This window comes from Streptococcus sp. 4886 (assembly GCF_013276485.1).
GTDB lineage: Bacteria > Bacillota > Bacilli > Lactobacillales > Streptococcaceae > Streptococcus.
Map to the genome: position 1 here is coordinate 20,579 of NZ_VMLD01000006.1, position 20,848 is coordinate 41,426.

Annotated in this window: 20 protein-coding genes and 1 other annotated feature; of the genes, 2 read left to right on the forward strand and 18 right to left on the reverse strand. The window is 40.7% G+C overall.

Going from position 1 to position 20,848, the window contains the following annotated elements; genetic code table 11:
* The first annotated feature begins 16 nt into the window (after window positions 1-16).
* Window positions 17-658, forward strand: a complete 642-nt coding sequence (locus tag HT679_RS02720) for a redox-sensing transcriptional repressor Rex (RefSeq protein ID WP_000653417.1) — start codon at window positions 17-19, stop codon at window positions 656-658.
* A gap of 17 nt (window positions 659-675) precedes the next feature.
* Window positions 676-1,365, forward strand: coding sequence for a gamma-glutamyl-gamma-aminobutyrate hydrolase family protein (locus HT679_RS02725; protein WP_049524081.1), 690 nt, complete (start codon window positions 676-678; stop codon window positions 1,363-1,365).
* Here HT679_RS02725 and radC read toward each other — a convergent pair.
* The 18 genes from radC to trpX all read right to left on the reverse strand — a co-directional run bounded on the left by radC (window position 1,362) and on the right by trpX (window position 20,331).
* Complete coding sequence (radC, locus tag HT679_RS02730) at window positions 1,362-2,042, reverse strand: DNA repair protein RadC (RefSeq protein WP_173212815.1); 681 nt, start codon at window positions 2,040-2,042, stop codon at window positions 1,362-1,364. The genes HT679_RS02725 and radC overlap by 4 nt on opposite strands.
* 42 nt (window positions 2,043-2,084) lie before the next feature.
* Complete coding sequence (pcrA, locus tag HT679_RS02735; protein WP_173212817.1) at window positions 2,085-4,376, reverse strand: DNA helicase PcrA; 2,292 nt, start codon at window positions 4,374-4,376, stop codon at window positions 2,085-2,087.
* A 518-nt stretch (window positions 4,377-4,894) separates the two neighbouring features.
* Complete coding sequence (locus HT679_RS02740) at window positions 4,895-5,755, reverse strand: methionyl aminopeptidase (RefSeq protein ID WP_000631543.1); 861 nt, start codon at window positions 5,753-5,755, stop codon at window positions 4,895-4,897.
* Window positions 5,756-5,770: 15 nt separating this feature from the next.
* On the reverse strand, window positions 5,771-7,048 hold the full coding sequence (gene spxR, locus HT679_RS02745; protein WP_173212825.1) for a CBS-HotDog domain-containing transcription factor SpxR: 1,278 nt from the start codon (window positions 7,046-7,048) through the stop codon (window positions 5,771-5,773).
* Window positions 7,041-7,592 (reverse strand): GNAT family N-acetyltransferase, encoded by a 552-nt coding sequence (locus tag HT679_RS02750; RefSeq protein ID WP_173212860.1) that lies wholly within the window; start codon window positions 7,590-7,592, stop codon window positions 7,041-7,043. Before HT679_RS02750 ends, spxR begins: the two co-directional genes overlap by 8 nt.
* A gap of 15 nt (window positions 7,593-7,607) precedes the next feature.
* Window positions 7,608-8,867: a UDP-N-acetylglucosamine 1-carboxyvinyltransferase gene (locus tag HT679_RS02755; RefSeq protein WP_050087645.1), complete on the reverse strand. Its 1,260-nt coding sequence runs from the start codon at window positions 8,865-8,867 to the stop codon at window positions 7,608-7,610.
* Between the two features lie 1,023 nt (window positions 8,868-9,890).
* Entirely contained in the window at window positions 9,891-10,049 is a 159-nt protein-coding gene (locus HT679_RS02760; protein ID WP_050314293.1) for a hypothetical protein, read from the reverse strand.
* A gap of 9 nt (window positions 10,050-10,058) precedes the next feature.
* A complete protein-coding gene (obgE, locus tag HT679_RS02765; RefSeq protein WP_000061641.1) occupies window positions 10,059-11,369 on the reverse strand; it encodes a GTPase ObgE in 1,311 nt (436 codons plus the stop codon).
* A gap of 63 nt (window positions 11,370-11,432) precedes the next feature.
* Window positions 11,433-11,567 (reverse strand): DUF4044 domain-containing protein, encoded by a 135-nt coding sequence (locus HT679_RS02770; protein ID WP_000863859.1) that lies wholly within the window; start codon window positions 11,565-11,567, stop codon window positions 11,433-11,435.
* A gap of 58 nt (window positions 11,568-11,625) precedes the next feature.
* Complete coding sequence (locus tag HT679_RS02775) at window positions 11,626-11,802, reverse strand: PspC domain-containing protein (protein WP_025170615.1); 177 nt, start codon at window positions 11,800-11,802, stop codon at window positions 11,626-11,628.
* Window positions 11,803-11,831: 29 nt separating this feature from the next.
* Entirely contained in the window at window positions 11,832-13,157 is a 1,326-nt protein-coding gene (locus HT679_RS02780) for a glycosyltransferase family 4 protein (protein ID WP_173212827.1), read from the reverse strand.
* Between the two features lie 15 nt (window positions 13,158-13,172).
* Window positions 13,173-14,216: an alpha-galactosylglucosyldiacylglycerol synthase gene (gene cpoA / locus HT679_RS02785; protein ID WP_173212829.1), complete on the reverse strand. Its 1,044-nt coding sequence runs from the start codon at window positions 14,214-14,216 to the stop codon at window positions 13,173-13,175.
* Between the two features lie 114 nt (window positions 14,217-14,330).
* Window positions 14,331-14,660: a metal-sulfur cluster assembly factor gene (locus HT679_RS02790; protein ID WP_173212831.1), complete on the reverse strand. Its 330-nt coding sequence runs from the start codon at window positions 14,658-14,660 to the stop codon at window positions 14,331-14,333.
* A 14-nt stretch (window positions 14,661-14,674) separates the two neighbouring features.
* Window positions 14,675-15,784: an RNA polymerase sigma factor RpoD gene (gene rpoD / locus HT679_RS02795; protein ID WP_000201906.1), complete on the reverse strand. Its 1,110-nt coding sequence runs from the start codon at window positions 15,782-15,784 to the stop codon at window positions 14,675-14,677.
* Window positions 15,785-15,786: 2 nt separating this feature from the next.
* Complete coding sequence (dnaG, locus tag HT679_RS02800; RefSeq protein ID WP_173212833.1) at window positions 15,787-17,547, reverse strand: DNA primase; 1,761 nt, start codon at window positions 17,545-17,547, stop codon at window positions 15,787-15,789.
* A gap of 89 nt (window positions 17,548-17,636) precedes the next feature.
* Entirely contained in the window at window positions 17,637-18,395 is a 759-nt protein-coding gene (locus tag HT679_RS02805) for an ABC transporter ATP-binding protein (protein WP_070527393.1), read from the reverse strand.
* Window positions 18,392-19,258 carry an ABC transporter permease gene (locus tag HT679_RS02810; protein ID WP_173212837.1) on the reverse strand — a complete coding sequence of 289 codons (867 nt, stop codon included), beginning with the start codon at window positions 19,256-19,258 and terminating at the stop codon, window positions 18,392-18,394. The genes HT679_RS02805 and HT679_RS02810 overlap by 4 nt, the downstream gene beginning before the upstream one ends.
* 68 nt (window positions 19,259-19,326) lie before the next feature.
* Entirely contained in the window at window positions 19,327-20,331 is a 1,005-nt protein-coding gene (gene trpX, locus HT679_RS02815; RefSeq protein ID WP_173212839.1) for a tryptophan ABC transporter substrate-binding protein, read from the reverse strand.
* Window positions 20,332-20,594: 263 nt separating this feature from the next.
* Window positions 20,595-20,813: a binding site (T-box leader), on the reverse strand.
* Window positions 20,814-20,848: the final 35 nt, after the last annotated feature.

Consider the following 20,848-nt stretch of genomic DNA (forward strand, 5'->3'; position numbering starts at 1 on the left):
GAAAGGTTGTGATTTTGTGAAAGATAAACAGTCTGCTATTCCAAAAGCTACAGCAAAAAGACTCTCTCTCTACTATCGAATTTTTAAGAGATTTCATGCAGAAAAGATTGAACGTGCCAACTCTAAGCAAATTGCAGAGGCCATTGGGATTGATTCAGCGACCGTACGTCGTGATTTTTCCTATTTTGGTGAACTAGGTCGGCGTGGATTTGGATATGATGTCAAAAAACTGATGACATTTTTTGCCGATTTGCTCAATGATAACTCTATTACCAATGTCATGCTGGTTGGTATTGGAAATATGGGCCATGCCCTTCTCCACTACCGCTTCCACGAGCGTAACAAGATGAAGATTATCATGGCCTTTGACCTAGATGACCATCCCGAAGTCGGAACCCAAACTCCTGATGGAATTCCTATTTACGGGATTTCTCAAATCAAGGATAAAATCAAGGATGCTGATGTGAAGACTGCTATCCTGACCGTTCCCAGCGTTAAGTCACAAGAGGTTGCCAATCTCTTGGTTGATGCTGGCGTGAAAGGAATTCTTAGTTTTTCACCAGTCCATCTGCATTTACCAAAAGATGTGGTCGTTCAGTATGTCGATTTGACAAGTGAACTCCAAACACTCCTCTATTTCATGCGAAAAGAGGATTAGAAAGCGAAAATCATTTTATGAAAAAACCAGTTATAGGGATTACAGGAAACGAAAAAACTCATCCTGATGATGACATCATGATGAGCTACGCAGCAAAAGGCTTTGTTGAAGGCGTTAAAGACGCTGGAGGGATTCCCATCATCCTACCGATTGGTGATCAAGAAATGGCCTGCCACTATATCAGTATGATTGACAAGCTCATCTTGACAGGTGGGCAAAATGTTGATCCAAAATTCTATGGTGAACCAAAAACCATTGATAGCGATGACTACCACCTTCAAAGAGATATATTCGAACTAGCCCTCATCAAGGAAGCTATCAAACAGCAAAAGCCGATTTTCTCTGTCTGTCGTGGGACTCAACTCTTTAACGTTGCCATGGGTGGAACTTTGTACCAAGATATCGAAGATCACTGGCAGGATTGTTCCGCCGAGTACACAACCCAACGCTTGGTGACAGAACCTGATACAGTTCTTCGAGAAATCTATGGAGAAATCTCCCATATCAACTCCTTCCACCACCAGAGCATCAAGGATTTAGCACCAAATTTAAAGATTGCGGCTCATGATCCTAAAGATGGTATTATAGAAGCTGTTATGAGTACGGATGATGTCGCCTTTCTCGGTGTCCAATGGCATCCAGAGTTTCTTTTTGAAAATCGTCCCAAAGATAAAAACCTCTTTGACTATGTCGTTAATGAACTTTAGATTAAATCTGTTTTTTCACGGTAACTAAAGTAACTAGAATATGAGACAATCAAATGGTCCAAGAGGACAATTCCCATCAGGTCGCAGGCTTCTTTAACAAGTTTAGTGACATGATCATCATTTCGGCTAGGGGCTACCGCTCCCGAAGGATGATTGTGGACCAAGATGAGAGAAGTCGCCATATGCTTGATAGCATAGTGAAGAATCTCACGTGGTTCAGCAATACTACGAGTAGCTGAGCCGATAAAAATGGTCTGTTGATGGATGATTTGATTTTGAGTATTGAGATAGAGCGCCACCAGGTGCTCTTGTTTTTTGTCCCCCAATTCCTGTTGCATCTTCTTGGCCAACTTTTGACTGCTGAGAATACTTTCCATCTCAAGAGTCTCGTGTTTATGAATACGATGCCCCAGTTCAATCATAGCTTGCAATTCTATGGCCTTAACACGTCCAATACCAGACAGACTCTGCAATTCCTGCAGGGTCATTTTTTTCAAATCCGTTAGGTTTGAAAGATTGTTCAAGACTTTCTGGGCAATTTCAAAAACACTAGCTTGACGTGTTCCTGTCCTGAGTAAAATAGCTAGTAACTCTTGATTACTGAGCGCTTCAACTCCTTCCTTGGCCAGTCTTTCTCTTGGTAATAGTGAATCTTCTTGGAATGAAATACTGTACATAAAAATCCTCCTCACTTTATTATTCGTGAGAAGGATGAAAAATTAGATTTTTTTCTCAATTGGGGCCACACTAGCCAAAAGTTTTTTCAAACCTACTTCTGGGAAATTGATTTTCAATTCCTGCGTAGCACCGCTACCTGAAACTTCCAAAACAGTTCCCTCTCCCCACTTCTTGTGGAGGGCAATGTCACCAATGGACCAATTTGCCTCGCTAGAAGCTGATTTTGCTCCAGCTGTAAATTGACTAAACGGAAGGCCACTTGACTGGATAGATTTTGGGGCAGCACTGCGTTTACGGTCTTGAAGAGCCTGGGCAAGACTCATACCTTGACCGAAGGCAAGGTCACCACTGCTATAAGATGCCTTAAAGCTTGTATTTGCTGGACGAGCCAGACCTTGATACTCAAGTAAGTCCGAGCTGATTTCGTTAATAAAACGAGTGGGACGGTTGTAGTTGGTACGACCGAAAAGCAAGCGTGAGTTAGCATTGGTCAGATAGAGAATTTTCTCTGCACGCGTGATACCTACATAGGCCAGACGGCGCTCTTCTTCCAATTCATCTGAATCCTCAGCTGCACGACTAAGTGGAAAGACATTTTCTTCCATCCCAATCAAAAAGACAACTGGAAACTCGAGACCTTTGGCAGCATGCAGGGTCATCAAGGTCACTTCTGATGTCTCCTGACTACCTGAATCTGTGTCCGCAATCAAGGCCAAGTCATTTAAAAAACGACTCAGTTTATCCAGACCAGTTTCTTCTTCTGGCCCATCAGAGGTGTCATCAAAGTTTTTCGTCACAGAGAGGAACTCCTCGATGTTTTCTACACGAGCCTTGCTTTCTAAGGTCGCTTGGGCGTTAAGAATATCGACGTAACCTGTTTTTTCTAGGACGGCCTCAACCAACTCAGTAATGCTTAAGTGGTCCAGTTGCTCTCGCAAATCTAACATCATATTTGCAAAATCCCAGATAGACTGGGCTACTTTACCCTTGATACCAGACAACATGATATTGGCTGAAGCATCTAGCATAGACATGTTTTGCATATTTGCAAAGTCACGAATTTTCTCAACAGTACCTGGCCCAATTCCACGTTTTGGTTCGTTGATAATACGCTCAAAACTGATATTGTCACTCAAATTAGCAATAAGATTAAGATAAGCGATAATATCGCGGATTTCCTTACGGCTGTAGAACTTGGTTCCACCAACCATGGTATAAGGAATGTTTGACTTGAGCAGGGCTTCCTCAATAGTACGAGACTGGGCGTTAGTACGATAGAGAACTGCAAAATCCTTGTGAAGGAAGTTTTGACTCCGACCAAGTTCATCGATAGTTCTGGCTACAAATACAGCCTCATCTAGCTCATCATTGGCACGATAGTAAACGATTTGCTCCCCATCAGCATTCTGGGTCCAGAGATTCTTAGGACGGCGGTTTTTGTTGTTTTTAATGACCTCGTTGGCCGCTTGGAGAATTGTTTTAGTGGAACGGTAATTCTCTTCCAACAAAACAACCTTGGCTTGGGGATAATCTTTCTCAAAATCCAAAATATTCTGCATATCCGCACCACGCCAACCGTAGATAGACTGGTCCGCATCCCCAACCACACAAATATTTTTAAAGCGTGAAGCCAAGAGTTTGACCAGTTGGTACTGGGCATGGTTAGTATCTTGGTACTCATCAACGTGGATGTATTGAAACTTCTGCTGGTAATAAGTCAAAACATCAGGATTTTGATCAAAGAGACGCAAGGTCAGCATAATCAAATCATCAAAGTCAACCGACTCCGACTGACGCAGTTCTTTCTGATAGGCTGTATAACACTGGGCCACAATTTGCGTGTACATATCTCCAGCTTGGGAGGCATAAGCCCCATCATCAATCAAATCATTCTTAGCGTTGGAAATAGTTCCTAAGATGCTCCGTTCATTCCATTTTTTAGGATCCAAGTTCAACTGCTTGAGAATGCGTTTCATAAGAGTTCGCTGTTCACCAGGATCCACAATAGTAAAATTACGGTTGTAGCCAATATGATCCGCATCGCGACGCAGGATACGAACACACATGGAGTGAAAAGTCGCAATCAAACAGTCCTGAGTAGCTGGATTGAGGCTATAAGCACGCTCTTTCATCTCACGCGCAGCCTTATTAGTAAAGGTAATGGCCAAGATATTCCAAGGATTGACCAGCTTTTCATCAATCAAATAAGCGATACGGTGGGTCAAAACACGGGTCTTTCCAGAACCAGCCCCTGCCATGATCAACAAGGGACCTTCTGTCGTTTGCACCGCCTCAGCCTGACGGTCATTCATTCCATTTAATAATGCGTTCATCTTCTCTTCCTTACTCTTGAAGTCAATATTTCTATTATATCAGAATTCAGGGAAAATAGAAACTTTATGGGGAGTAGCAAAATATAGTGGATTGAAACTAGAATACTACACTGTAGGTTTCTAAAACACTCGACTCTTTCACTCAATTTTTTCATAAACTAGCTCAATACTTCAATATAAAAAAGGTAAATTTAAGATTGGCAATACGAACGTTAAACAGAATTCCATTTCTCTTTTTAGAATCAAAACAACGATATCGTAAAACCTCTACACGAACAATAGATTGCGACACTAAAATATTCTCCCCTAGTTTTGCTTTACTAATAGTATATAGGAGGAGAGCTATGAATTCTAGACCCTTTGTTATGATGTGGTTACAAACAGAGTTGGAAAAAATCTTAAAATTAGAAAAACGCATTATACCAGGCATTAAAAGCTTGATACAATGCGTTTTATTATAAAAAGATCTACTGGATTTTTTATCAAAATAAACTTCCAGTAGATCTTTTCACTTTTTATTAATAAGTTCCTTCTTCACCTTGGCTAGTCAAGATTACCGGACCATCCTTAGTAATGACAAATTGGTGTTCATATTGACAAGATAGCCCACCGTCAATAGTCTTATGAGCCCAACCAGTCTTCATATCTGTATCAATTTCCCAGTCACCGGTATTGATCATTGGTTCAATGGTTAAGACCATTCCTTCACGGAGACGAAGCCCACGACCAGCAATACCATAGTTAGGAACCATTGGTTCTTCGTGCATAGTTGGGCCAACACCATGACCAACCAAATCACGCACTACACCGTAACCACGACTTTCAGCGTATTCTTGAATGGCTGCACCAATATCACCGATACGATTTCCAACAACAGCTTGCTCAATACCCTTGTACATGGCTTCTTTGGTTACATCCATCAAGTTTTTGACTTCTTCGGACGGTGTACCAACAGCATAAGCCCAACAAGAGTCTGCAAGACCACCAGAGTAACTCTGGGTGTATTTTTTCATTTGCTCAACATTGTTGAAGTTTAATTTTGAGACATTCAAATCAGATTTGGCAATTGGACCTCCCAAAACCATATCAACCTTAAGCAAATCACCATCTTTCAAGATGTAGTGACGAGGGAAAGCGTGAGCCACTTCATCATTAAGAGAGCAGCAGGTAGCATAAGGATAGTCCATCATTGCACCGTCAACCCCAATCTGAAGCGGAAGGAAATTTTCTTCCTTACAACGACGTCGGACATACTCTTCAACTTCCCACATATCTACGCCAGGCTTAATCAAATCACGTAAGCCGATATGAATACTTGCTAGAAAATCACCAGCCTTGTCCATAGCTTCGATTTCACGAGCTGATTTTAATGTTATCATTTTTTCTCCTAGTTTCTAATTAATTTTAACAGTCACATTTGCTTTTGAAACAATCTGATGACCATGATAAATATCGTAATCAATAATAGCTGATCGTCTAGTATGGTGGATAATACGTGCTTGAATGCGCAGTATATCATCTATCTGAACAGCCTGCAAAAAGTAGATCAGCATTTGCTCGATGATGAGATTGCGACCACTATTCACAACTAAATCTTGGGTCATGTGAGTCAGTATCTCCGCCAATACACCATTAGCCAAAACACCGTTCTTCTCTAGCATAAAGGGTTCCACTGTAATGACGACTTCATCATGGTGATAAGAAAGTTTTTGACCAATCTGCTCAGAAAAAGTAGGTAGAGCAGAAACTTGGGAACGACTCATCTTCGCCATGACATCTCGTCTGGTTACAACGCCAAGCAAGGTTTGATTGCTTCGAACAACTGGTACCATTTCAAAGTCTTCAGCAATCATCCGTTGACTCACATTGGCAATATTTGTCGATAATCCAACTAAAAATAGACTACGTGACATAACCTTATCAATTGTCGTACTTGGTGACTTATCACCAGCGTCTCTCATGGTTACAACTCCAACAACAACCTGATGTTGATTGATAACAGGGAAACGACTGCTACGATTCTTACGAACTAAGTCCAAATAATCTTTAACAGTGTCAGTCTCTCTCAGAAAACCATACTCATGACTTGGACGATAAAGCTTCTCAACTGTCAAAATATCAGTCTTGATTTGGACATTTGACAAGGCTCTATTGATCATAGTCGCAACAGTGAAAGTGTCATGCTTGCTTCTCAGAACAGGAATTCCTTTTTGATTGGCCAGTTTAAGAACATCATCATGAACCTGAAATCCACCTGTAACCAGAACGGCATTTTCATTTTCAAGTGCTAACAGTTGGATACGGGTACGGTCTCCGACAATCAAGAGTCCCCCATCATGAAGGTAAGACAAAATATTTTGTTCGGTCATAGCACCGATTGAAAACTTACTAAATTCTCTCTCTAAACCTTCTTGCCCAGCCAGAACCTCAGAAGAAGTCACTTCAGCAATTTCAGCAAAGGTTAATCTTTCGATAGCAACTTTCTGAGATTTAACACGTATAGTACCACTTCTTGGACGAGTCTCTACAATTCCACGATTTTCAGCTTCTTTAATGGCCCGATAGGCTGTTCCATCACTAACTCCTAGATGGTTGGAAATGCTACGAACACTGACCCTTTTACCTACTGGTAATTCTTCCAAATAGCTTAGAATTTCTTGGTGCTTACTCATTAACTTCTCCCTTTACAAAGCGAAATTCAAGATAATCCCGCATTTTTCTTGTGTAGCGATCACTTCCTTTAAACTGACGAAACAAATGGAATCCAGACTTAAGAGCAACCCGTTGGCTAGCTTCATTTTCAAGGTGGGTAATGATGGATAATTGTTTTAAGCCAAATTCCTCAAAAGAAAGTTGACAAATTTTTCTAACAACCTCTGTCATAAATCCTTGCGACCAAGCATCTTTTCTCAAAAAATAGCCAAGCTCAGCTTCTTTTTTGATTTCATCTAACTTCTCAAATTTAATAGAACCAATCATTTGTTGATTTTTCTGGTCACAAATTGCCCACACTCCCAAAGGGGACTTCATAAAGTAATTGGCCAACGCATATTGGCTCTCTTCCAGACTTGCCTGAGTCGGGAAAATAAATTGAAGATTTTCTGGATTCGAAGCTATCTCATGGAAGTCCTGACTATCACTAAAAAAGAAAGGACGCAAATACAAGCGATCCGTTTCAAAAAAAGAAAACATTGCTAATTTGGTCCAAATATTCATAAACACCTCTACGGTTTAATCCTCAACAAGTGTAATATCCGCTCCTAGATTACGTAATTTTTCAATAATATCAGAATAACCACGTAAGATAAACTCAATATTGGTAATTTCAGTTTGTCCCTCGGCCATCAAACCAGCAATAACCAAAGCTGCGCCAGCTCTTAAGTCGGTCGCTTTAACACTGGCTCCACGCAAATTACGTCCACCCGTGTACAAAATATGACCATTTGTTGTCGAAATGTCCGCATCCATCTTTGCTAGTTCAAAAACATGATTTACACGTTTTTCGTAAATCGTATCAACAATTGTACCACGACCATTCGCTCTTAGTAAAAGTGGGGTAATCGGTTGTTGCAAATCAGTTGCAAAGCCTGGGTAAGGAGCTGTCTTAATATTGATTGCTTTCAAATTAGACTGCTCTTCGACAAAAATGCTGTCTTCAGATACAGTCATTCTCACTCCCATTTCTTCCAACTTAGCAATAAATCCTTCTAGGTGTTCGTAAAGAACATTATTTATACGAATCCCCTTGCCGACTGCAGCAGCTAAAGAAATATATGTTCCAGCTTCAATACGATCTGGAATCACCTGATGACGGGTTCCATGTAATCTTTCAACGCCATCAATAATGATGATATTAGTTCCTGCCCCACGGATATGGGCACCCATATTATTCAAGAGAGTAGCTACATCAATAATCTCAGGTTCACGGGCTGCATTTTCAATAATAGTACGACCATTCGCTTTAACCGCAGCAATCATCGTATTGATCGTTGCCCCTACACTAACCGTATCCATGTAAATACTTGCACCATGGAGTCCTGTATCTTTAGCAGATAACTTCATGTTATCTCCCTCGTAGCTAACAGTGGCACCCATAGCTTCAAAAGCCTTAAGGTGTAAGTCAATCGGACGAGGACCAAGATCACATCCTCCCGGTAAACCAACTGTCGCTTCACCAAAACGGCCTAAGAGGCTCCCATAAAAATAGTATGATGCACGAAGACTGTTGATTTTTCCATAAGGCATTGGAATATTTTGAACACCTCTTGGATCAATCTCCAATACATCGTCATAACGCTTAACAGTAGCTCCCATCAATTCCATGATTTCGACAAGACTAGCTACATCCGAAATATCTGGAACGCAATCTAAAGTCACCACATCATCAGCCAAGATAATAGCCGGAATTAAGGCTACAACACTATTTTTAGCACCACTAATAGTGATTTCACCTTGCAGTGGTAATCCACCATTGATAACAATTTTTCTCATTCTAAGTTTTCAATACTCTTTCAAGATTTCTAATAAGGTCTTTAAAATAAATTATATCATAAATGCAACCTTTTTTCCATCCTTTTCAATTTTATTGGATAAATCAGAGTTGATGAGTTAGTCACTGATACTCAATAAAAATCAAAGAGCAAACTAGGAAGCTAGCCGCAGGCTGCTCAAAATACTGTTTTGAGGTTGTAGATAAGACTGACGAAGTCAGTCACATATATACGGCAAGGCGATATTGACGTGATTTGAAGAGATTTTCGAAGAGTATAATCTTTCTCGAATCGCTATTGCCCCTTTTTTGCCCCCTGAAATCGAGTAGGAGCTAAGACTACCCCCCTTATCTAAGTATCGGAATACGGCTGTTCAACTAAACTTTAGAAAGAACTTCTCCCCCTTCTCTCAGTTCACAGAAGCGTTTTATACATAGCGTCCTATATTTCATGAACAAGACGTTTTCAGGCTAGCATCCTATCAGACAATCTATTTTAAAGATAACCGTGACTCAGGATCACCTCTATCTGTCGTTTTCTCTTTATAGTGATAGACCTCACGGGATAAGTCATACATCTTTCCTCGTGTATACAAGATATGAGGACGTTAAAAGGTTACAGTGAAAATAGAAAATCCTAGTCCGAATTCAATTACTCTCGTGATTTACGCATATAGGTTACGACTACCTTTTTGGAATTTAGAGTTTTGAGCCCCCTTATCTACTATATACGCCTTACTATCACGTTCCTGTTCGTAGAGCCACGATTTCGCTATCCCTTCCTCTGACGATTCTTATTTCCAGCATCAGACTTGGGAATCGCTATTTGACTCGCCGATAACTTTGACATCAGATATACTATAATAAAGTGAAAAAAGAATTAAACAATTTAATTTTGAAATTCAAATCAATTGATAACAATATTTTAGAAGATATGCTGTGCTATTCCAGATTCAGTTTGCTATACATGCCCGTCGTACCACAAAATCCCGTGTCTGATCAGACACGGGATTTTTTTATCTTCTTTACTGAGATGAATTGTCTTTTTTAGTTCGTGCCAACCTCAAGGCACGATTTGGATTGAGACGATTAAACAGTTCTTCCAATTTCTTTTCATTCCAAACGTCTGCAGCGGAAACAAAGTTGCCATCCGCATCTCGGAAAGATATCGGTTTATCTCCCATATCAATCTCCTAGTCTACAAATTCAAACTCAAATTTACCAATGCGGACTAAATCCCCATCCTTAGCACCACGCGCACGAAGGGCTTCATCAACTCCCATACCACGAAGTTGGCGGGCAAATTTCATGACTGATTCGTCACGATCAAAGTTGGTCATATTAAAGAGTTTCATCAGTTTTTCACCAGAAAGTACCCATGTCGCATCGTCATCACGACTAATTTCAAAGGCTTTTTCTTCTTCGTCAAATCCATAGTAAGCTTCTTCTTCCATATCGGACTCGTCGTAGAGCAAGAATTCTGGTGTCTTGTCTAACAATTCAGCTGTAGCATCTAAAAGTGTTGCCAGACCTTGCTTGGTCAATCCAGAAATTGGGAAGATAGCTGGTAACTCTTCAAATTCATCATAATTTTCAGCCAATTTTTTCTTAAAGTCTTCAAGATTTTCCTGACTCTCAGGCATGTCCATCTTATTAGCTACAATAATCTGTGGACGCTCCATGAGGCGAAGATTGTAAGACTCCAGCTCTTTATTGATAGCTAGGTAATCCTCATATGGATCACGGCCTTCGCTAGCTGACATATCAATGATATGGAGGATGACACGTGTACGCTCAATGTGGCGGAGGAACTGGGTTCCCAAACCAACACCTTGACTAGCCCCTTCAATCAAACCTGGTAAATCGGCTACTGCAAAGGATTCACCTGATTGGGTACGAACCATACCAAGATTTGGTACAATGGTCGTAAAGTGGTAGGCTCCAATTTTAGGTTTAGCTGAGGTAATAACACTTAAAAGTGTTGATTTCCCAACAGATGGGAATCCTACTAAACCGACATCTGCCAAGATTTTTAGTTCCAATTGTAACTCACGTTCCTGACCTGGTTCTCCGTTTTCAGAGATTTCCGGTGCAGGATTTTTTGGTGTCGCAAAGCGGATGTTTCCACGTCCACCACGACCACCGTGGGCTACAATAAATTCTTGACCATGTTCAATCAAATCTGTCAAAACCTTGCCAGTCTCTGCATCACGAACAGTCGTACCTTGTGGAACACGAACTCTGAGATCCTCTGCACCACGACCATGCATCCCTTTGGTCATTCCTTTCTCACCAGAATCAGCCTTGAAATGGCGATTATAGCGGAAATCCATGAGGGTACGTAGACCTTCATCTACAACGAAGACGACATTGCCTCCACGACCACCATCACCACCCCAAGGACCACCATTAGGGACATATTTTTCACGGCGAAAGGCAACCATACCATCGCCACCATTACCAGCCTTGACCTTAATCTTGGCTGTATCTAAAAACATACTCATTATTTCTTCTCACTTTAAAAAAGGGCTGGGAAATCCCAGTCACTAAATTTTCTTGAATCTATTTTATAGATTACTGAGGGCACCAATTGCAGTTGCAAAAATTCCCAATAAACTTGCTACTAGCATGATAATCACGATAAACAAGGTTATTTTCTCAAACATCGTTTTTTTACGATTTCCATTATCTCCAAATGCCATTTTTCTCTCCTTCGTTACATTCTATTTTCTATTATCTTAGCATGAATTGAGCTAGTTTTCAATAGTCACTTGCTACTGGTGCGATAATCCATAAAATGATATAAGCTACAATTCCCGCTCCGTAACAGCAAGCAAGAACACCCCATATTACACGAACAATAGTCGGATCCATATCAAAATAATGGGCTACCCCAGCACAAACACCAGCAATTTTTTGATCACTACCACTTCTCATCAATTGTTTTTTCATAGCTATTCCTCTTTCTATTCTTCATGGTCTTTCCAATAATCTCTGATGCTGATTAACTGTGTTTTTGAAGCCTTCAGCATGCGTCTAGAGCCTTTTACCGGTACAGCGACTACCTTTTGCGGAAGATACAAAACTGTTTTAAAAATACGCTGACTGACCGTATCATCTTTTGCTAAATCTTTCTGGAAATTATTTGAAATAATAGCATCAAGATAAAACTCATGCACCCGTTTCCCAAAGTTCTCAGCCGAAATCTCGTACAATTTTTCTGATAAGGTATGCTCATTCATGTCTGGTGTTGCAATCAAGGCCTCTAAAATAGCACCAGCCAAATCATGTTCTCCATAGTACAAGATTCCAAACATCTTGTCATTGATGAGATTGTCCAGATAAGGATTTCCATGAGCAATGACAGGCGTCCCACTAGCTAAGCTTTCCAAGTAGGTCAAGCCTTGGGTTTCACTTGTCGATGCCGAGATGAAGAAATCTGCCGCCTTATAATAAAGAGCCGTCTCACTAGGAGCAATCATACCTGTAAAGATAACGAAGTCTTGAATCTCTAGTTTCTGGGCTTGCTCTTTGAGGTCATCCAGATAAGGCCCATCCCCAGCAACTACCAGTTTCACCTTGTCTTCCTCTCTCAGAACTTCTGCAAAGGCTGCTAATACTGCTTGAATATTTTTTTCATAGGAAATTCTGGAAAGACTAAGCAACATCTTTTCATCATCTTGAATCCCTAATTTACTACGCAGTTCTTTCAAATTTTCCTGCTTGATTTCCGGACGCTCAAACTTGGCTAATTCAATTCCAGTTGGAATGACCCGTTTTTCAACCTTGACCTTATAGTCAGATAGCAAGTCACGGACAATCTCACTCGGGCAAATCACCCCATCCACATCATGTAAAAAACCTCTAACCAAATACTTGACCATACTAGGACGAATCAACATCCCCTTGGCAATATAATGCACATAGTCTTCGTACTGGGTGTGATAGGTATGGATGACTGGAATCTTCAATTCACGCGCAATCCAAATCCCCAACAAGCCAAGAGAAAATTCTGTCTGAGTATGGATGATATCCAGCTGATACTGTTTAGCAATTTCCAGTGCTTTGCTGAATCCTCGATAGGCAAAGCGGCGATCCTTAAAAGCAAAGAAAGGAACACTTGGAATGCGGATAATTTGCCAATCTTCATAACGATTGACATCCTTATCTGTTGTCGTAAAGATAAAAACAGCATGTCCCTGCTTTTCAAGTTCGGTTTTCAAGGTTCGAATACTGGTCGCAACACCTGAAACCTGAGGAAAATAGGTATCTGTAAATAAACCAATTCGCATAGATTACCTCACTTTTTACTTTCTCCCTAAAGCGGCTTGTTTTTCATAAAAGTCCAACCAGATTTGCAACAGATGCTCTTCAGAATACTCTCTAGAAATATTCTTAGCCTTTTCTTTGAGGTCTTTTAAGGCAGCAGGATTTGCTTGATATTCCAGAATAGCCACTTTCATCTCTTCTCTATCTGCTGTCGCCCGATAATTTCCCTCCAAAATCACCTTATAAAGATCCAAATCACGCAACATAATAGGAGCTTCACAACTAGCAGCCTCTAAAATAGTCATCGGGAAGAGCTCATTGTAACTAGGCAACAAGAAAAGGTCCGCTAGGGCATACAATTCGCGCATCCGCTCTGGCGATACAATACCTGGAAAAATCAAATTTTTAGGGGGATTCTCCATGATTTTCTTGTAGCGTTCATAACCATCTGTCATACCACCAAAAGAGAAACCACCCGCCCAGATAAAGGTAATCTGAGGCAATTCCTCAACCAGACGGATAAAGTCATCAATCCCTTTACGTTTCTGAACTTGACCAGCACCTACTACGATAAACTGATTGTCACTAAGACCTAGCTCTGTTCGCAGTCTGACTACCTCTTCTTGTGGAAGGGGATGCCATTTTTCCTTATTGACAAAGTTAGGAATATAGGTCACTTTTTCACGTGGAATACCAGCTGCCACCAAATCCTCGATAAACATCGGATTTACCACAACCAAGTGCTCCATCCGGTTGTAAAAAGAAAATACATAGCGTTTCACAATTCCCTTTAAGAAAAATGGAATTTTCAAACTTCCCTCAAGTGTATCAGGTAAGAAATGCACATATCCAATTTTCCTCCCTGATCGTTTCTTTTGGAATGTTGATAAATAATAGGGGAAATCAATGGTATGAAAGTGAGTCACATCTGCCTCGATTGGAAGATTTTCTGTAACAATCAATTGGTCCTTGGCATCACGGTGAAGAAGACGAACTAATTCACGGTAAGCACCTGAAACTCCTTGTCCTGCTACTTTCTCACTTGAACTCAACATATTGATGCGTAATTTCTTTTTTTCCATAGCTACTATTATATCATTTTCTTTGAATAAAATCAGCAAAAGAAAGGAGAGACTAAAGGAAAAGAGGGGAAATTTCCTCGCTTTTCCAAGGGTCTCTCACATGCTTTTATATGTTTACTTAATGCCTAGGGCAATGCGTGCATAGCGACTCATTTTTTCAACTGTCCAGGCTGGATACCAAACTAACTTAACCTCAGTATCCGTTACTTCTGGAACCTCTGTCATAGCATCATAAATCTGGTCCGTCAAAAGATCAGCTAGGGGACAACCCATGGTTGTCAAAGTCATATCAATCTCTGTTTGCCCTGTGTCGCCGTCAAAACGAATCTCATAAATCAAACCAAGATTGACAATATCGATTCCCAACTCAGGGTCAATAACTTCTTCCAAGGCTGATAAAATTCGTGTTTTGATGTTATCAATTTGCTCTTCTGTATAAGCCATATTCATCCTCACTCTTAGTCTTCAATAAAATCACGAAGCGGTTTACTACGACTTGGTTGGCGTAGTTTTCTCAAAGCCTTTGCTTCAATCTGACGGATACGCTCACGGGTTACGTTAAATACTTTACCCACATCTTCAAGGGTACGCATTTTTCCATCATCTAATCCAAAACGTAGACGCAAAACGTTTTCTTCACGGTCTGTAAGAGTATCCAAGACTTCATCCAACTGCTCACGCAAGACGATACGAGTCGTATAATCCACTGGATTTTCAATCACTTCATCTTCGATAAAGTCCCCAAGGTGGCTATCATCCTCTTCACCGATAGGAGTTTCAAGGGATACCGGTTCTTGAGCAATCTTCAAGATTTCACGAACCTTATCAGGTGTCATATCCATACGTTCAGCGATTTGCTCAGGTGTTGGATCTTGTCCCAATTCTTGAAGAAGATTACGCTGTTCACGAACCAATTTATTGATGGTTTCAACCATGTGGACTGGGATACGGATGGTACGAGCTTGGTCCGCAATGGCACGAGTGATAGCTTGACGAATCCACCAAGTTGCGTAAGTTGAGAACTTAAATCCTTTAGAATAATCAAACTTGTCAACCGCCTTCATCAAGCCCATGTTCCCTTCTTGAATCAAGTCAAGGAACTGCATACCTCGGCCGACATAGCGTTTAGCAATAGAAACAACCAAACGAAGGTTGGCCTCCGCAAGGCGCTGTTTAGCTTCGATGTCACCCGCTTCAACAGCCAGCGCCAATTCTTTTTCCTCTTCATTGGTCAAGAGAGGAACGACCCCGATTTCTTTCAAGTACATACGAACAGGGTCATTGACCTTAGCCGAAGTTGACCCAATCAAGTCCTCATCACTGAGTTCTGGTTCTTCTTCATTGCTAAGAACACGCGCACTCGGATTTCCTTCGTTATCTGTGATAGAAATCCCTGCATCCTGAATTCGTTGCAAGAGATCTTCAATCCCATCAGCATCCAAGGTAAAAGGAACGACAAGACTAGCATTGATTTCATCATCAGTTGCTGTCCCTTTTTGCTTATGATTACGGATAAATTCTGCTACTTGTACGTCAAATGTTGTTACTTCTTTTTGTTTTGTTGCCATTATTACTCCATTCTTCTCTTTTGGGAAATTAAACGTTCCAATTCTTCTAGGGCTGTGTCTGTATCTCCTACATGGCTAGCTTCCTGCACCTTCTTTTTGATTCTCATATTGTCCTGATTCAAGAGAGCCTTGTTACGAGTCATTTCTACTTCACTAAGTTCCTGCGGTGACATCTCAGCAGGTAAATCCTGAGCTAAAACCTGATACCAAGCTCTTTCAACTTCATCTGTCTGTTCTGCTAAAACTTCCGGAGGAAGATTGCCATACTGACCAAGCAAGTCATATAAGACCTGAAATTCAGGTGTATCAAATGTAAAATCTTCTCGTAAACGGTAATCGTTCAAAACAAGAGGGGATTCCATCATCCGATAGAGTAGATGGGCTTCTGCTCTCATAATAGCTGATAACTGCTTGGTGACAGGCATAGTGATTTGCGTCGGTCTGGAAATCCCTTCCATGCGATTCTGCCTTTGCGCCTGACGACTCTCATTAACAATCTGCTCAATCTGGGCATAATCAAAAGATGCCAGACTGTCAGCTAAAATATGAATATAGCTGTTTTGAGCAGTGATAGACTTTTCTTGAACAATCAAGGGAGCTATTTTTTCAATAAACTCAATCTGGGCCTGCAGATTTTCACTATTTTCAGGTTTGTACTGGTGAATGTAAAACTCAATCGGACTAATACGAGTTTTCGTTAATAGATAGGCCAAGTCTTCCGGACCATTTTTTTGTAGATACTCATCTGGATCCAAGTTATCAGGCATGCTGACGATTTGCACAGGCATATCACCAATTTCATCCAGTGCTTTCAATGTCGCAGCTTGCCCAGCCTTATCGCCATCGTAAACAAGAACCAACTTCTTGGTTAGCCTTTTCAGATGTTCAACATGCTCACGACTTAAAGCTGTTCCCATAGATGCGACAGCATTTTCGATTCCAGCCCGATAGGCTGCAATGACATCCATGAATCCTTCCATCAGGTAAATCTCACTGGTTTTACCAGAAGATTTTTTTGCCCTATCCATATGATATAATTCGTAACTTTTGTTAAAAATTGCAGTCGATCGGCTATTTTTATATTTAGAAGTTTGTGAATCCGTTTTCTGCCAGATACGACCTGAGAAGGCAAGCACCTTTCCTCGGTCATTTGTCAGGGGAAACATAATCCGATTGTGAAAGGTGTCTACAAATTGATTAGCATCTGAGAGGTAAAATAGTCCCGAATCCAGGAAATCCTCTTCACGATACTGACCAGCCAAACGTTGATAGAGATAGTTGCGTTCTGGAGGTGCTAAACCAATCCGAAAATGCTTGAGCACTTCATCTGTCAAACCGCGCTGATAAAGGTAATTTCTGGCCTCTTCCCCCATGGTCGTTGTCATGAGAATAGCGTGATAAAATTTGGCTGCATCTTCGTGCATATCATAAAGAGCTTGGTGAGGCGAAACTGGCTTTTGTTCACTATAAAGCGGTTTTTCAACCTCTATCCCGACACGCTGACCTAAGATTTGGACAGCCTCCATAAAGGGAACCCCTTGGTACTCCTCGATGAACTTAAAGACATCACCCGAGCGACCACAACCAAAACAGTGGTAAAACTGCTTGTCCTCTACAACGTTGAAAGAAGGTGTTTTTTCACCATGAAAAGGACAGAGCCCTAGATAGTTCCGTCCTGCCTTTTGTAAAGAAATCACATCTCCTATGACTTCCACAATGTTGGCATTGTTTTTGATTTCCTCAATGACTTGTTTGTCAACCATACACAATACCTCCATGTTATCATAGTTTACTTTATATAGTATACTTTATTTCAGAAAAAAAGTAAACCATTTCACTCATTTTCCCTACTTTATTCAAAGAGTTGATAATAATCAGAGATTTTCATTTTTGCTTTTTCTTCTTGCTTCAAATCTTGGATAATTCGTCCTTCTTTCATGACAATTAAACGATTTCCATATTTGAGAGCATCTTCCATATGGTGAGTAATCATAAGAGCTGTCAGCTGGTCTTTCTTGACAAATTCATCTGTCAATTCCATGAGGGCAACACTGGTCTTTGGATCAAGGGCTGCAGTATGCTCGTCTAACAAGAGTAATTCAGGTCGCTTCAAGGTTGCCATCAAGAGACTCAAGGCTTGTCTTTGACCACCTGATAAAAACTCAATCGGTGTATTCAAATGTTTCTCAAGACCGTTTCCCACTTTTTCAATAGTTGCCTGAAACTCATCCTTATAACTAGTCAAGCGTCGTGGTAACAATCCACGCTTTTCACCACGAAACTTGGCAATCAAGAGATTCTCTGCCACTGTCATACGAGGAGCTGTCCCCATCTTGGGATCTTGGAAGACTCGAGACAGATACTTAGCCCGCTTCTCTGGTGAAAACTTGGTAACATCCTCACCTAAAATACGGATGGTTCCGCTGGTTAGTGACAGGGTTCCTGCAATAGTGTTAAAGAGGGTTGATTTCCCAGCACCATTTCCACCTAAAATCGTGATAAAATCCTGTTCAAAAATTTCTAAGGAAACATCATTTAAAATAATCTTTTCTTCATCAAAGCCATTTTTAACGACTTTGGTTGCATTTTTTAATTCTACAATTGCTGTCATTTGCTTAATTTGGCTCCTTTCAAGATTGTTTGTTTAAATGTTGGAATCATGAGGCAGACTGCTAAAATCACGGCGCTGTACAAACGAAGGTAACTTGTATTAAAGCCAAGCGCAATAACTGCCCACACTAAGAATTGATAAGCGATGGAACCGACAACGATGGTAACCAGACGTTCTGCCAAGCTCAAACTCTTGAAAATAACTTCCCCAATAATCAAACTTGCAAGCCCCACAACGATAACCCCGATTCCTCGAGATACATCAGCATAGCCTTCTTGCTGAGCAATGAGGGCACCTGCAAGGGCAATCACACCATTTGATAAAACCAAGCCCATAAGCTCCATGCGCCCAGTATGAATCCCGAAACTTCTAGCCATATCAGGATTGTCACCTGTAGCAATATAGGCTTGTCCTAGTTTGGTATCCAAGAAAAAGAGCATGAGAGCAATAACAAGACTGACAAAGATAAGACCTGTCAAGAGTTGGTTCAAATCTGAATCAAAAGGCAAAACATCCTGGATTTGCTTGGTTCCAAGTAAGCCTAAATTTGCACGTCCCATAATCAAGAGCATGATAGAATGACAGGAAGTCATCACCAAAATCCCTGATAACAAGGTGGGGATCTTCCCTTTTGTATAAAGAAGTCCTGCTGCCATACCAGCCAAACAACCTGCTCCTACAGCAACAAGTGTCGCTAAAAAAGGGTTCACGCCTTTGGTTATCAGAGTGACAGCAACAGCTCCGCCAAGAGGGAAGGAACCTTCTGTTGTCATATCTGGAAAGTTCAAAATCCTAAATGTCATAAAGATTCCCAGACCTAGAATAGCCCAGACAAATCCTTGAGAAATAATGGAAACAATCATATTTTATTTAATCCTTTCTATATTCATCTTTTTAAAAAATGGGAAGAGTTTCCTCCTCCCTACCTTATTTATTCGATGACTTGTCCTGCTTCTTTGAGAACAGACTCAGGAATCGTAATACCTAGTTCTTGTGCTATTTTTTTATTGATGACTGACTTACCAGTTGAAAAGACATTGACTGGGGTATCGGCTGGTTTTGCACCTTTCAAGACTTGCGCAATCATTTTTCCAGTTGCCACACCAAGGTCATGTTGGTCAACTACAACTGATGCCAAACCACCTACTTCTACCATAGCTGTCGCACTTGGATAAATCGGTTTCTTAGAACTTTGATTGCTAGAGACAACCGTTGGAAATCCTGATGCAATGGTGTTATCAATTGGAACCCAAATAGCATCTACCTTGCTAGTCATAACAGTGACAGTTGAGGCAATTTCATTTGTTGAAGGAACTGCAAATGTTTCCACTGTCAGACCTGCTTTTTCAGCATAAGCCTTAAATTCTTCGACCTGTGTTTTTGAATTGTCTTCGCTACTTGAGTAAAGAGCTCCGATTGTTTTCACATTCGGTGTCAGAGCTTTGATGAGTTCAACTTGTTGTTGAGCTGGATTGTGGTCAGATACCCCTGTAACGTTGCCACCTGGTCTTTTCAAATCTTTAACCAAGTTAGCACCAATTGGGTCTGTAATAGCGGCCATGATAACAGGTAGGTCTTTTGTGGCACTAGCCAAACCTTGGGCTGCTGGTGTTGCGATACCAACCACAAGGTCATTCCCATTTGCAACCAATTGTTTACTCATTGTCGCAACCTTACTTTGGTCACCTTCTGAGTTCATAAAATCGATTTTAACTTGATCATCTTTATATCCTTCTTCTGCAAGTCCATCTTGGATCCCTTTATAAATCAAGTCAAGGGATGGATGGCTCACAAATTGAAGCACACCAATCTTGGCTATTTTCTTCTCATCCTTATTATTCTGAGCTTCTGATTTATTCATTGAAGAATAAATTAAGCTTCCTGCTACTAAGACTGCTAATGCAGCGATAATTCCAATTAAACGTTTATTTTTCATTCTATTTCCCCTTTTATTCCTTTAAAATACTTCACTTATCTAATACTCTTCGAAAATCTCTTCAAACCACGTCAGCGTCGCCTTACCGTAGATATATGATACTGACTCTGTCAGTTCTATCCACAACCTCAAAACAGTGTTTTGAGCAGCTTGCGGCTAGCTTCCTAGTTTGCTTTTTGATTTTCATTGAGTATAAACAAGCGACGCCATCGTTTTCTTTCCATACTAACCTCCATCAAAAAAGTCCTCACACAAAAAACTTGTGTGAGGACGTCGATGCGCGGTACCACCTCAATTATAGGGAATTTCCCTATCGCTCTGTCTCGCAATAACGAGATGCACTGTAAGGTGTGCTCACCGAATTTTTATGATTTCAAATTCTAAATAACATTCAGCCCAATTTTCATCATCATCACTTATCTGTTTTCAGCTACCACAGACTCTCTAAAAAGTTTATTATGATTACTTTTCTGAATGTTTAAATTATATCATTTTTCAACTACTTGTCAAGACTCTT